The organism is Halorubrum halophilum (genome assembly GCF_000739595.1).
GTDB lineage: Archaea > Halobacteriota > Halobacteria > Halobacteriales > Haloferacaceae > Halorubrum > Halorubrum halophilum.
This window is the reverse complement of sequence record NZ_BBJP01000005.1, coordinates 89,359-101,561: the sequence shown is the minus strand read 5'-3', so window position 1 is coordinate 101,561 and position 12,203 is coordinate 89,359. Positions and strand designations below refer to the sequence as shown.

The window sequence follows — 12,203 nt, the reverse complement described above, 5'->3', positions numbered from 1 at the left end:
ATGCCTGACTTCGACGTCGTCTCGCTGCCGGAGATCGACCACGTCGCCGAGGGCGACACGGCACCCGACTTCACCCGACCGCTCGTCGACGAGGAGTACTGGGAGGACCGCGCGCTCGGCGATGTCGTCGACGGGCCGACCCTCCTGCTGTTCCACCCGATGAACGGCGCCTTTCAGGCGACGTACCTCTACAACACGGTCGACGACCACGGCTGGGCCGACGACCTTGATATCCTCGGCCTGTCGATCTCGACGCCGTACGCCCACAAGCGCCTGCTCGCCGAGCGGGGAGACGGGATCCGAACCTTTTCCGACCCCGGCGCGGGCGTGATCGAGGAGTACGGCCTCGCGCATGACATCGACGGCATGACCGGGATCACCGAGACCCGCCCGGCCGTCTTCCTGCTCGACGCCGACCGCAGTGTCGAGTTCGCGTGGGTCGCGAGCGAACATCCCGAGTTCCCCGACGCCGAGGCCATCGACGACGCGGTCGAGCGACTCGTCGACTGATTCCGGGACGGCGCCCGACACTTCCGGCGGCCCGCACGCTTCGCCCCCACTCGTCACCCTTTTTCGCGGCCGTCACGAACCGAACCCTGTGACACGGGACAGCGACGCCCTCCGACGAGCCGCCGAGGCGGTCACCGACGGCGACCTCGTGGTCTACCCCACCGAGACGGTGTACGGGCTCGGCGGCGACGCCCTCGACCCCGACGCCGTCGAACGGGTGTTCGAGCTGAAGAGCCGAGAGCGCTCGAAACCGCTCTCGCTCGGGGTTCCGAGCGTCGACGCCGCGCTCCGCCACACCGAACCCACCGAGTTCGCGGTCGCGTTCGCCCGGGCGTTCCTCCCCGGGCCTGTGACCGTGATCGTCGAGCGCGGCGACGCGGTCCCCGACGCGCTCACCGCCGGACGCGACCGGGTCGGGATCCGGGTGCCGGACCACGACCTCGCCCGCGACCTGCTCTCCGAGACCGGCCCGCTCACCGCGACGAGCGCGAACGTCTCCGGGCGCGGGAGCGTCACACGCCTCGACGACCTCGACGACCGGATCCGCGAGGGGGTCGCAGTCGTCGTCGACGGCGGCGAGACGCCCGGCACGGAGAGCACCGTGGTCGACCCCGAGAAGAGAACGATCCACCGCCGCGGCGCAATGGCCGGCGCGATCGAGGCGTGGCTGGACGACCCGCCGCTGTAGGAAACGTCGAAATCGCAGAAGAACGCCGCCGCTAGACCGACAGCTCGCCCTTCGCTTTGATCACGTCGAGGTCCTCGGCGTCGACCGTGTCGACGTCGAGCCAGTGCGGGACGTACTCGCGTTTGTCGTAGGCCTCGCGCTCGTCTTCGGTGCCGACGGTACACCAGAGCTGCGGCTCGTCCGGGCCGTGCCAGCCGCCCTGGACGTTGATCCCGAAGCACACCAGCTCCTCGCCCTCGTACTCGATCACCGCGTCCCGCCGGATCCCGGGGTCGCCGCGAATGATGAGGTGTTGCATACTCCGTCGTTTGCGGCTTCCGTGCTTAATCGCTTCGGTACGGCGGATCCGCGGACGTGTAGAGGGCGGCCGTCAACACCGATTCGCGGAACGCGGGGGGACGTGTCTCAGTGTGGTTGAGCGATCGTTTATAAGTAGGAACGGCGTGTCACTGGGAGGTATTTATAAGCAATTTCGGTCAGATCGTCCGTGAACGCCTCCGAAGCCCCAGCCACGACGACTCGCGGCCAGCGACTCCAGCGAGGGACCGAAGATCCCTCTGGCAGCCGGCGCACAGCGCCGGCGACCTCACACCGTCGATGAGCGGTCCAGTGGGCCGCTCACCGGGGCGCGCCACCACACCGATTTTATAATCGATCGTCGCCGTCGCTTACTGCTTATAAATACCGTATCGGCGCCATCGATCTGCAACAGCCACTCCCGCTATCGATCACGAAGCACGCTTCAGCGACCGGCCGTTTCGGACAGGGAATCCGTCTGAAAACGGGTTATTAACGGAACCGAAAAGCGGGTTACGACGACCAAATCCGCGTTTAGGAGGGCTATAACCAACGGGTCGACGCCGGTCCGATCGGTATGGATCCTGCGACTGTGCAGCGACGGAGCGACGAGATCCTCGACGAGATCGCCGCGGCCGTGGTCACCGAGCGGTCGACGCTGAAGACGATTCTCGTCGGGTTGCTCTCCGACGGCCACGTCCTGCTTGAAGACGTCCCGGGAACCGGAAAGACGCTCACGGCGCGGTCGTTCGCGGACGCGGTCGACGTCTCCTTCTCGCGCGTCCAGTTCACCCCCGACCTGCTGCCGTCCGACGTCATCGGCTCGAACGTCTTCGACGAGAAAGCCCGGAGCTTCGAGTTCCAGCCCGGGCCGGTGTTCGCGAACGTCGTACTCGCGGACGAGATCAACCGAGCCCCGCCGAAGACCCAGGCGGCGCTCCTCGAGGCGATGGAGGAAGGGCAGGTCACCGTCGACGGCGAGACTCACCCACTCCCCGACCCGTTCGTCGTCATCGCCACGCAGAACCCCGTCGAGATGGACGGGACCTTCGAGCTCCCGGCCGCCCAGAAGGACCGGTTCATCGTCAAGACCAGCCTCGGCTACCCCGACCGAGCCGGCGAACTCGAACTGATCGACCGCCGCGCGGGTCGTCAGGCCTCCTCGCCGTCGGTCGGGACGGTCTGCTCGCTCGACACGCTCACGCAGCTCCGGCGCGTTCCGGAGTCGATCCGCGTGGAGAACGGGGTTCGGCAGTACCTCGTCGACGTCGCCCGCGCGACGCGAACGGACGAGCGCGTGAACACGGGCGTGTCGCCGCGGGGAATCCAGCGGTTCTTCGAGGTCGTGCGAACCCACGCCGCGCTCACGGGTCGGGCTTACGCGACGCCGGACGACGTGAAGGCGATGGCGACGCCCGTGTTGGCCCACCGGATAGTGGTGACCCCCGACGCGCGCGTTTCGGGCGTCTCGACGACGGAGATCGTCGACGATATCCTCTCGGATCTGCCGGTGCCGCAGCTGCGCCCCTGAGTGTCACCGGTTGGAGCCGAAGACCAAGATCACGCTGCCGACGACGAGCGCGACGAGCGCGCCGAACGGGAGGCCGTCGATACCGAGACGGGCCACCCCGAGCACGACCGCGATGGCGCCCGCGCCGACGCCCGCGGCGACCCCCGCGTGAGCGAGTTCGGCCCGAACGGTCCTCGCGCCGCGCTGAACACCGATCTGGCCGCCGACGGACACCGCGTTCTCGGCCGCGTCCCACGCGAGGATCGTCGCGAGCGTCGCGAGCAGGAGCGCGGTGGTGCCCGCCCCCCGTGTTACCCCCGTCACGAGCACGCCGAGGAACACGAGGCCGGTGCCGACGTCTATCAGGGCCCGGCTCCACCGGAACCGAACCGGCGCGAGCGCCGCGGAAAGCATCCACAGCCCCACGATCCCGGGCAGCAACTCGATCCGATGAGTGACCTGCGGGAGCCGCGTGACCGCCTGTCCCGTCGCGACGAGAACGGCGATCCCTCCGCCGAGCGCGACCAGCGCACCCAGCGCCCCGAAGGCCGTCACGCCGCGACGAACGAGTCGTCCTCCGATCCCGAAGGCGAGGACGCCGACGACGGCCAGCCGAAGGATCTCCCGCTGGAGGGACGCGTCGGCAACGAGGGCCACGGCGACGCTCCCGGCGACGAGGGCGATGACGCCGCTCGCGACTGTCGGTCGACGAACGAACCGAGGGGTCGCCCCGTCCGGCGCTGTCGTCGGTCTCGTCGCGTCGGGCGCTGTCGTCGATCCCGTCGCGTCGGGCGCTGTCGTCGGTCTCGTCCCGTCGGACGTCGCCTCCGATCCCGGCGCGTCTGACGCCGTCATCGGCCCCTCCCCTCGATGGCGGTCATTGCCGCGCCCAGCGACTGGGTCGATGCCCAGTCGACGACGGGGATGCCCGCGTTCCGGAGCACGCTCAGCCGGTTCGCCCGCTCCAGTCGAGCGAGCCTCCCCCCCGCGGTCTCCGCCGCGGTGACGTCGGGACTGACGACCGTGACGGCGGTCCCACCGCCCTCGAACCGCTGGGCGATGCGGGAGGCCTCGTCGTCGCACAGCGGCGTGATCAACACGACCTGCGTGTTCGACCCGAACTCGGCCCGTATTCTGGACAGCTGGGTGTCGACCGAGACGGCCCCGTCGGCCCCGTCGACTTCGTCGTCACCGAGGCCATCGCCGTTCGGACCGTCTCCGGTGACGAGTCGGGACGGGACCGTTCCGCCATCCCGCTCGGCCGTGCGGGCCGTCTCCGGCGGATCCAGCTCGAAGGCCGGATCCGTCGCCAGCCGACGGTGGAACCGGCTGACGTGGTCGCGACCGCTCCGGGCCGGAAGCACGCAGACGTGCCGTCCGAACCCGGCCAGGCCGACCCGGTGATTCGCGTCGAACAGCGCGTCGCCGATGCGGCCGGCGGCGTCGACGGCGAGCGCGACGCCGTGGGGTTCGGTCGCGGCCGCGGCCCGGTACGACGCGGGTCGCGCGTCCACGCACACCACCACCTCCGCGAGCCGTTCGGTGCGGAACTCCATCGAGGTGAGTTCGCCGGTCCGCGCGTATCGACGCCAGTCGATTCGGTTCGCGGGATCCCCGCGCTGGTACGTCTCGACGGAGTGAAACTCGATCCCCTCGCCCCCCTCGTCGGTGACCAGCGGACCCGGATGGTGACTGCTCTGTCCGCGCAGCGGGACGTCCGGAACCGCCGCTTCGCACTCGAAGGAGTCCGCCGCGGGGAGCGAGCGTTCGACCTCCACCGACCCGCTCGCGTCGCGACAGAGCACGGTCGCCGGCCGGAAGGCGTGGCGACCCGGGCGCGCCCGGAGTTCGTAGCGTATCGTCGCCTCGCCGCCCGGAAGTAGCGCCGTCGCGCGTCGCGGCGATCCGCCCGAAACCGAGAGCATCGCCGGGGTCCCGTCGACGATCCGGACGTCGGCGAGCGCGTCTCCCTCGTTCGTGACCGTCGTCCGCACGGACACCCGCTCGCCGTCCGCCGGCGACGCCGGATCTATCTCCCGTCGGATGGATAGGTCGGGGTCGGGAATCGCGGTGAGACGCGGGTAGGCGGCGTACGCGCCGGCGAGAGCGCCGACCAGCAACAGCGAGGGTCGTTTCGCGAGGAGACCGATCGCCACCGCGAGAAGCGCGACGGCGGCGATCCCGCGCCAACGACCGGTCCACCGAACCGATGACGATCGGCTCGCGCCGGACGCCGGGTCGACTGTGACGCCGCCGTCGGTTCTGGCCACAGACCCCCGTTGAGCCCTCCTGTCGACCGCGGTCCGTTCGGGACGCTCTGAGCTGTCGAGCCAGCGACGGAGGGCGGCGATGCCGTGCGTCATTGGGCCCTCTCCTGCGTTGTCCACCGCCCGTCAGAACCGCGGTTCGAAACTCGGTCGGTGTCCCGATCCGCGTCCCGGTCAGTGTTCGGCCGCGCGTTCGCGTCCCGATCCGGATTCGGAACTGTGTCCCGTTCGGAATTCCGGTCGGTATCCCGATCCGAATTCCGAACGGTCGCCCCGTTCAGACTCTCGTCCTCGGCCCGATCACTGTCCCGGACCGCCGATCGCTCGCCGGGCGTCTTCGCCAAGATGGCGTCGACGGTTCGGTCGGCCGGCTCGCCGCCGCGGGCGACCCCCCAGCCGGAGCGGGTACCGCCCGAGACCCCGCGCCCCGACGCGGAGAGGTAAGCCCCGGCGACAGGGTCGCTCGTCCACGTTCCCTCGTCGACGCGACGTCCGGCGTCGGTCCGCGAACAACCCTCCGCGCGCGTCGTCGCCCGGATCGCCGCCTCCCGGATCCGATCGCGACGGTCGGTTGTCGACCGGGTGGAGAAGAACCGACGCAGTCGCCCGCCACCGGCGCGGTCGAACGACGCGCCGGGATACGTCGCCGTCAGAACGCCCTCGACGGCCGGGGGGGTCGCCTCGCTGACGCCGCGGACGCGGCGTACCGCCACGAGGAGCAACGCGAGTCCGACCGCCAGAAGGCCGAACACCGCCAGCACCACGTAGTCGCTCCCGAGGGCTTCGATCGCCGCGTCGATCCGGAGCACGCCCTCCGTCTCCGGATCGAAGGCGACGAGCAGTCCGAGGCCGAGCGTCGCGACCCCTACCAAGAGAAGCAGGGCGCGAGTCACACGACCGAGGCGGGCGATCAGCCTCTCCGCGTCGACTCGGCGTGTGTCCGCATCGGTCGGGTCGCTCACTTCACACCGCCCTCCAGCGCGCGGAGCCCCTCGCGAGCCCGGCCGATCTCGGTCTCGACCGAGTATCCGCCGTAGTGCACGTTCTCGAACGCGGAGACGATCGGCTCGACGGCGTCGCGATCGACGCCTCGAACGCGAGCGAGGGCCCGGCACTCGTCCGGGGTCGTCGTCTCGGGCCGATCCGGGTTCAGCCGACGTATCACCTCCACCCAAGCCCGGTCCACGTCGTGTTCGGGGGGCGTCCCGGGCCAGCGTCCGGCCGCCGGTCGCGCCTCGGCGGCGGGGGTCGTTCGGGAGTCGCGCCCGAAGCGGTCGGCCAGAACGTCCCGGTACCGATACGCCAGCGCGGCCAGTGTCAGAACCGCCACAACCGGCAGGAGGACGCGGAAGAGCCGACTCAACAGCCCTATCAGGCGGTCGAGGAGCGAGCGTTCATCGACCGCGACCGCACCGCCGGCGGAACCGCTAACGGTCTCGGCGTCGCTCTCCCCGCCCCCGCTCTCGATCGACTCCTGAATCGCCGCCGCGTCGCCCTGCCCTATCGGCAGGCTACCCCAGTCCGGGTTTATCTCGTCGTCCGGATCGGTCGTCAGGCTCGTCTCCAGCGTCGTCGACGCGACGCTCAACGACGTGATCGCCAGCAGCGCGATCAGCGCCGACAGGAGTTGTGACCGGTTCATAGGGCGAGAGACGACGTGACGGAGTGACAGCCGCTACTCGGCGACGACTCGGTGAAGACCAACTGCATTCGCGGTTGGGATGCGCTAAAGAGGGTTTAGTATACGGACCGTAACGACCGCGAGGCCATCGCTATGGGGAAATGAACCGGGGGGCGAACGACCTCCCGTGACCGGAGCGGTCGGTCCGAGCGACTAGCCGGAGTAGTAGTACTCGCCGTCGCGCTTCTGCTGACTGTCGAGCTGCGAGCCCGGCTTGTTGATCCGGGGGCGACCCGTCCGCTCGTCGCGGCGGAAGGTGATGTCGAGGTCCGCGAGGAACTCGTTCATCCCCTCGCGCATCTCCTGGGGCGGGGTCGCGTGCCCGCGCTCGGCCGGCTCGCCGTCGAACACCATCAGGCGGTCAGCGAGGAGGTCGATCATGTAGATGTCGTGGTCGATCACCATCACGGTCGCGTCGTGGTTCTCCGCGTACCGGCGGATCGCCGTCGTCGCGCGCACCCGCTGTTCCACGTCGAGGTGCGCGGAAGGCTCGTCGAGGAGGTACAGGTCCGCGTCCTCAGAGAGACACGCCGCGATGGCGACGCGCTGGCGCTCTCCACCCGAGAGGTCGGAGAGGTTCTGTTCCATCACGCGGTCGAGCTGGAGCGGCTGAGCGATCTCCGTGTTCCAGTAGGAGCTGCCGAACTCGTCGGTGATCGACGCGAGGAACGCGTCGACGCGCATCGGTTGGTCGATGTCGATGTACTGCGGCTTGTACGCGATGTCGAGCGCGAAGTCGAGCTCGCCCTCGTCCGGCTCCAGCGACCCCGCGAACAGCTTCGCGAGCGTCGACTTCCCGATCCCGTTCGGCCCGACCACGCCGAGCACCTCGGAGCGGTTGATCTCGCCGCCCTCGACGTGCAGTTCGAACTCGCCCTCACCGTAGGACTTCGTGAGCTCGGGGTACTCGATCAGCGTCTCGCTCCGCGAGGAGACCCGCGGGGCGTGCTCCTCGAAGGTGATCGCGGACGGTCGGATCCGCATGTTCTCGTTGTCGAGGTAGCCCTTCAGGTACTCGTTGATCCCGTTGCGGACCGACTTGGGGTCGGTGATGACCCCGTACGCCCCCGGCTCCCCGTACGCGACGTGGAGGGTGTCGGCGAGAAGGTCGAGGATGGCGAGGTCGTGCTCGACGACGAGCATCGAGCGCTCGGCGGCGTCGTCGTCCGCGAGCTCGCGGATGAGCCGGGCAACGACCATCCGCTGGCCGATGTCGAGGTACGGCGTGATCTCGTCGAGGAAGTAGAAGTCGGCGTCGCGGGCGAGACACGCCGCGATGGCGACGCGCTGGAGCTCGCCGCCGGAGATGGAGTCGATCGGCTGGTCCATCACCGGCCGGATGTTGAGCCGGTCGATCAGCTCGTCGAGCGCGCCGCGCTCATCTGTGCGCTCCAGCAGTTCTCGGGTGTTGCCGTCGAACTGGTTCGGGATCTGGTCGACGTACTGCGGCTTGCGCGCGACCGTCACGTCGCCCTCCTTCAGCGATGCGAGGTAGTTCTGTAACCCGGTGCCGCGGAAGCGGTCGAGGACGCGCTCCCAGTCGCCGTCGGCCGCGTGGTCGCCGAGGTTCGGGACCATCTCGCCGGCGAGCGCGTGGACAGCCGTCGACTTCCCGATCCCGTTCGGGCCGAGGATGCCGGTGACGTTGCCCGGCTCCGGGGTCGGGAGCCCGTACAGCGAGAAGGCGTTGTCGCCGTAGCGGTGGACCGGCTCGTCGTCGAGTTCGGAGGGGAGATTGATGATCTCGATCGCGTCGAACGGGCACGAGTTGACGCAGATACCGCAGGTCTCGCCGAGACAGATCTCCTCGGAGATGTGGATCTGGTCCGGGTCGCCCTCGGCGGCGTCCTCGCCGCGCTTCGTGATGCACTCCTTGCCCGTCCGGTTGGGCGGGCAGTCCTTCATACACTCGTAGTTACACCGGTCAGGCTGACACCGATCGAGGTCGACCACGGCGATGCTGTCGTCCGCCATCTCAGACCACCAGTTCGACGCCGGACGTCGCGAGCACGGTGTAGCTGATGAACCACAGCGTGAACGTCAGAAACGCCACGTAGAGGTTGTCCTTGGCCCCGAAGTCGCCGACGCCGATCGCCTTGTACAGCGGGTACTGGGCGAGCACGAACGCGCCCATCACCAGCACAATCGTGGTGCTGGCCGCGTCGACCGGCTCCGTCCCGACGTACGCGGCCGAGACGACGCCGGCGGCGATCCCCGCGAGACAGCAGATCGTCGTGACGACCACGCTTCGGGTATGGCCCGTTATCCCCGAGTCGTCGCTCATACCAACGGATCCGCGAGCACAGGTGAAAAGCCGTTCGTTCCGCCGAGGTACCGTCCGAGATCGATCCCCGCAGACGACCGCCGGGGAAGCGCGCGCGAGCACCGTCGCTGACTGACTGGTCAGTCTGCCGGGGATTTGCCAGAATATATTACCGCATACTGCGGCAATAACCGGCAAGAACAGCTGGTTTGGGCGGCGAAACGCCCGTTTGAACGCGGAGACGCATCAACATTTATGCCGATGTGCGGTCTCAGTTCGTGACGATGGAAGGAACCCAAACGGAGGGCCTCGACGACCTCCCGCCGAGCGCCAAGCTCGTCTTCAAGGTGCTCGAGTACAACGGGCCGTTGACGCAAAAGGGGATCGTCCAAGAGTCGATGCTGTCGGCTCGGACCGTCCGCTACGCGCTCGAACGGCTGGAAGGGATCGACATCGTCGACGAGGACGTCTACTTCGCGGACGCCCGGCAGAACCTCTACAAGCTCACCGAGCCCGCACAGGAGTTCACCGGCGACGAGTGCGACGCCTCCTGTACCGCCGACTGACCGCCGCGCCTCTCGGGTCTTCTACTCGCCGTTCTCCCCGGTCACGTCCCGCGCTCCCCGTACCGCCTCGGCGACGGTGAGCGCGATCGCGACGAGCAGCGCGAAGGTCGCCGCCAGAACGAACGCCAGCAGCAGAAACCACACGTCGGGACCGAACAGCGGGTAGTCACGGGTGTCGATCACCGGACCGAGCAGCTCCAGCGTCCGGACCGCGTACAGGAGGACCGCGAAGAGCGCGCCGACGGCGAGCCCGACGCGGACGTTCCGGTAGAACGCCAGCGACTCCAAGAGCACGAGCATCGGCGGCTTGGTCGATCGGTCGGCCGAACTGTCGTCGCTCACGGGCGCTCTTGCGAGCGCGCGCGCAAAGAGCCATCGGAATTCAGAGGCGAGAGTACGATCGGAATTCGGAGGCGAGAGTACGGCGGGCCGGCTCCGACATCGGATGACGATCACGATCGAAAATGCGTGTCTCAGGAGTTGACAACGCGAGAAAGCCGTCAAGTGGGGGAAGGACGAAGGGACCGATATGGCCAGAGTCGTGCTGTCGGCGTTCCCGATGATCGACCCGCAGACGTACCGCGAGGTCCTCGACGACGCGGTCGACGCGCCCGTCGAGATCGCGGTCGCCGAACTCGGATCGACCGAGAACCTGATCGAGGCGGCGGCGGGCGCCGACGCGGTGGTGACCGACATCGACACGCCGGTCACCGCCGAGGCGCTCGACGCGCTGGACCTCCGGGTGGTCGTCCGGTCGGCAGTCGGCGTGGACAACGTCGACGTCGAGGCCGCCGCCGAGCGCGGCGTCACCGTCACCCGCGTTCCCGACTACTGCACCGACGAGGTGGCGACCCACTCGGTCTCGCTGCTTCTCGCCTGCCTCCGGTCGCTGAAAGAGTACGACGGCGGCGTCGCCGGCGGCGCGTGGAGCTGGGAGACCGGGCGGCCGATCCGCCGGGTGAGCGCGTCGACGATCGGGTTCGTCTCGTTCGGCCCGATCGCGCGTCGCGCGGCCGAACAGCTCGCCGGGTTCGACGCCGACCTCGTCGCCTACGATCCGTTCGTGGAGGCCGACGAGATGGCGGAGTACGGCGTCGAGAAGGCGTCGTTCGACGAGCTGTTCGACCGCGCCGACCACGTCGGCGTCTACGCGCCGCTGACGGACGCGACCCGAGGAATGGTCGACGCCGACGCGCTCGGCCGGCTCGACGAGGACTCGGTGGTCGTCAACGTGAGTAGGGGACCGGTCGTCGACGCCGACGCACTACTCGACGCGCTGGAGTCGGGAGCGATCAAGGGCGCCGGCCTCGACGTGCTCGCCGAGGAGCCGCCCGAGGACGACCCGCTCGTGGGGCGTGACGACACGATAGTCACGCCACACGCGGCGTGGTACAGCGAGGAGGCGCGAGACGACTTAAACCGGAGCGCTGCCGCCGACGTGGCCGCCGTGCTCAACGGCGAGACTCCGGAAGGAAAGGTCGACCCGGAGGCCGACTGGCTGTGAACGGGGACGGCGCGACAAAGATAGCGAACCGCAGCTACAGCCGGTCGAGCGCGTCGAAGCCGTCCTCGTCGCCGTCGCTGAGGCCGCCTTCATCGCCAGAACCATCTCCGTCGCCGTCCGATCCCGCCTTGGCCGCGTCCAGCGCGCCGTCGTCGAGGCCCGCCGCGAGCCCCGGACCGAGGTCGTAGGTGTCGCGCACCGTCTGCGCCAGCACGCCCTCGCGGTCGAAGACGACGTAGACGGCGACGAAGTCGTGCGCTGCGGGTCGGAGGACGAACACCTCGCGGGGGCCGTCGTCCTCGCGCGACTCGTTGACGCGCGCGACGAGGGGTTCGACGGGGATCCGGCCCGCCCGGAGATCGGTGAACGCGTCGCTTCCCGGCGCGTCCGCGAACAGGTACAGCGCGCCGTTCGGCTCGCCGTCGTTCGAGCGGGTGGTGATCGAGCCGACCGCCTCGCCCTCGGACCGGATCTGGTCCCACGCGTCGACGGCGGCCTCGAACATCCCCTCCACGTCGTCAGCGAAGCGGAAGCGGCTCTCGCGGACCACTTCGACATCGGCGAATCGGGCCGACCCGTCCGTCCACGCCAGCGTCGCGTCGACGACGAACCCGGGATCCAGCGACGCCACGCGGTCAGCGAGGGCTCCCTCGTACCCCTCCGCGGCGGCGTACAACGGGTCGAACCGGTCCTCGGCGTCGGGAGCGGTCGGGTCGATCGACTCTTCGGGATACTCGACGAGGACGAACTCCTCGGGGGGGTCGGACGGGCCGGTCCCGTCGATGTCGGGACGCGGGCGGCGGTCGTGGACGCGGAAGCGGCCGCTCGTCGTCGGTTCCATACCCGACGGTCGGGCGGCGAGCGGAAAAGCCGGTCGGAACGGGCGGGCGCGTCGAGGGCACGACGGATACCGACCG

The 12,203-nt window shown here is 69.2% G+C and carries 14 protein-coding genes; 5 read left to right on the top strand and 9 right to left on the bottom strand.

Translation table 11 applies throughout. From position 1 onward, the window contains the following. Nucleotides 1–510 carry a redoxin domain-containing protein gene (locus tag ACP96_RS01815; RefSeq protein ID WP_050025981.1) on the top strand — a complete coding sequence of 170 codons (510 nt, stop codon included), beginning with the start codon at nucleotides 1–3 and terminating at the stop codon, nucleotides 508–510. An 88-nt stretch (nucleotides 511–598) separates the two neighbouring features. Then, nucleotides 599–1,198 carry an L-threonylcarbamoyladenylate synthase gene (locus ACP96_RS01810; protein WP_050025978.1) on the top strand — a complete coding sequence of 200 codons (600 nt, stop codon included), beginning with the start codon at nucleotides 599–601 and terminating at the stop codon, nucleotides 1,196–1,198. 31 nt (nucleotides 1,199–1,229) lie between these two features. Here ACP96_RS01810 and ACP96_RS01805 read toward each other — a convergent pair whose 3' ends face one another. Continuing rightward, nucleotides 1,230–1,496: an HAH_0734 family protein gene (locus ACP96_RS01805; RefSeq protein WP_050025976.1), complete on the bottom strand. Its 267-nt coding sequence runs from the start codon at nucleotides 1,494–1,496 to the stop codon at nucleotides 1,230–1,232. A 576-nt stretch (nucleotides 1,497–2,072) separates the two neighbouring features. Between ACP96_RS01805 and ACP96_RS01800 the strand changes: the two genes are divergently transcribed. Next, nucleotides 2,073–3,026: an AAA family ATPase gene (locus tag ACP96_RS01800; RefSeq protein WP_050025974.1), complete on the top strand. Its 954-nt coding sequence runs from the start codon at nucleotides 2,073–2,075 to the stop codon at nucleotides 3,024–3,026. Between the two features lie 3 nt (nucleotides 3,027–3,029). Here ACP96_RS01800 and ACP96_RS01795 read toward each other — a convergent pair whose 3' ends face one another. The 6 genes from ACP96_RS01795 to ACP96_RS01770 all read right to left on the bottom strand — a co-directional run bounded on the left by ACP96_RS01795 (nucleotide 3,030) and on the right by ACP96_RS01770 (nucleotide 9,237). Next, nucleotides 3,030–3,860 (bottom strand): DUF7519 family protein, encoded by an 831-nt coding sequence (locus tag ACP96_RS01795; protein ID WP_237561590.1) that lies wholly within the window; start codon nucleotides 3,858–3,860, stop codon nucleotides 3,030–3,032. Next, nucleotides 3,857–5,368: a DUF58 domain-containing protein gene (locus tag ACP96_RS01790; RefSeq protein WP_050031890.1), complete on the bottom strand. Its 1,512-nt coding sequence runs from the start codon at nucleotides 5,366–5,368 to the stop codon at nucleotides 3,857–3,859. The genes ACP96_RS01795 and ACP96_RS01790 overlap by 4 nt, the downstream gene beginning before the upstream one ends. After that, nucleotides 5,365–6,234 (bottom strand): DUF7269 family protein, encoded by an 870-nt coding sequence (locus ACP96_RS01785; protein WP_050025971.1) that lies wholly within the window; start codon nucleotides 6,232–6,234, stop codon nucleotides 5,365–5,367. Before ACP96_RS01785 ends, ACP96_RS01790 begins: the two co-directional genes overlap by 4 nt. Further along, nucleotides 6,231–6,914 carry a DUF4129 domain-containing protein gene (locus ACP96_RS01780; protein ID WP_050031889.1) on the bottom strand — a complete coding sequence of 228 codons (684 nt, stop codon included), beginning with the start codon at nucleotides 6,912–6,914 and terminating at the stop codon, nucleotides 6,231–6,233. The genes ACP96_RS01785 and ACP96_RS01780 overlap by 4 nt, the downstream gene beginning before the upstream one ends. 192 nt (nucleotides 6,915–7,106) lie before the next feature. Then, entirely contained in the window at nucleotides 7,107–8,927 is a 1,821-nt protein-coding gene (locus ACP96_RS01775) for a ribosome biogenesis/translation initiation ATPase RLI (protein ID WP_050031888.1), read from the bottom strand. A gap of 1 nt (nucleotide 8,928) precedes the next feature. After that, nucleotides 8,929–9,237 carry an EMC6-like membrane protein gene (locus tag ACP96_RS01770; protein WP_050025966.1) on the bottom strand — a complete coding sequence of 103 codons (309 nt, stop codon included), beginning with the start codon at nucleotides 9,235–9,237 and terminating at the stop codon, nucleotides 8,929–8,931. A gap of 263 nt (nucleotides 9,238–9,500) precedes the next feature. Between ACP96_RS01770 and ACP96_RS01765 the strand changes: the two genes are divergently transcribed. After that, the gene (locus tag ACP96_RS01765) at nucleotides 9,501–9,782 is read left to right on the top strand and encodes a MarR family transcriptional regulator (protein WP_050025998.1); all 282 of its coding nucleotides are present in this window, start codon (nucleotides 9,501–9,503) and stop codon (nucleotides 9,780–9,782) included. Between the two features lie 21 nt (nucleotides 9,783–9,803). Here ACP96_RS01765 and ACP96_RS01760 read toward each other — a convergent pair whose 3' ends face one another. Beyond that, nucleotides 9,804–10,124, bottom strand: a complete 321-nt coding sequence (locus tag ACP96_RS01760) for a DUF7536 family protein (RefSeq protein WP_449272132.1) — start codon at nucleotides 10,122–10,124, stop codon at nucleotides 9,804–9,806. Between the two features lie 187 nt (nucleotides 10,125–10,311). Here ACP96_RS01760 and ACP96_RS01755 point away from each other — a divergent pair, with 187 nt between their 5' ends. Beyond that, nucleotides 10,312–11,286 carry a C-terminal binding protein gene (locus tag ACP96_RS01755; protein WP_050031886.1) on the top strand — a complete coding sequence of 325 codons (975 nt, stop codon included), beginning with the start codon at nucleotides 10,312–10,314 and terminating at the stop codon, nucleotides 11,284–11,286. 34 nt (nucleotides 11,287–11,320) lie between these two features. On the opposite strand, the gene ACP96_RS01750 is transcribed toward ACP96_RS01755, so the two are convergent. Next, nucleotides 11,321–12,127 (bottom strand): DUF6663 family protein, encoded by an 807-nt coding sequence (locus tag ACP96_RS01750; protein WP_050031885.1) that lies wholly within the window; start codon nucleotides 12,125–12,127, stop codon nucleotides 11,321–11,323. Nucleotides 12,128–12,203 lie beyond the last annotated feature (76 nt).

Coding starts and splice junctions, on each gene's coding strand:
- ACP96_RS01815 (WP_050025981.1), top strand. CDS start 1: ATGCCTGACTTCGACGTCGTCTCGCTGCCGGAGATCGACCACGTCGCC.
- ACP96_RS01805 (WP_050025976.1), bottom strand. CDS start 1,496: ATGCAACACCTCATCATTCGCGGCGACCCCGGGATCCGGCGGGACGCG.
- ACP96_RS01800 (WP_050025974.1), top strand. CDS start 2,073: ATGGATCCTGCGACTGTGCAGCGACGGAGCGACGAGATCCTCGACGAG.
- ACP96_RS01795 (WP_237561590.1), bottom strand. CDS start 3,860: ATGACGGCGTCAGACGCGCCGGGATCGGAGGCGACGTCCGACGGGACG.
- ACP96_RS01790 (WP_050031890.1), bottom strand. CDS start 5,368: ATGACGCACGGCATCGCCGCCCTCCGTCGCTGGCTCGACAGCTCAGAG.
- ACP96_RS01780 (WP_050031889.1), bottom strand. CDS start 6,914: ATGAACCGGTCACAACTCCTGTCGGCGCTGATCGCGCTGCTGGCGATC.
- ACP96_RS01775 (WP_050031888.1), bottom strand. CDS start 8,927: ATGGCGGACGACAGCATCGCCGTGGTCGACCTCGATCGGTGTCAGCCT.
- ACP96_RS01770 (WP_050025966.1), bottom strand. CDS start 9,237: ATGAGCGACGACTCGGGGATAACGGGCCATACCCGAAGCGTGGTCGTC.
- ACP96_RS01765 (WP_050025998.1), top strand. CDS start 9,501: ATGGAAGGAACCCAAACGGAGGGCCTCGACGACCTCCCGCCGAGCGCC.
- ACP96_RS01755 (WP_050031886.1), top strand. CDS start 10,312: ATGGCCAGAGTCGTGCTGTCGGCGTTCCCGATGATCGACCCGCAGACG.
- ACP96_RS01750 (WP_050031885.1), bottom strand. CDS start 12,127: ATGGAACCGACGACGAGCGGCCGCTTCCGCGTCCACGACCGCCGCCCG.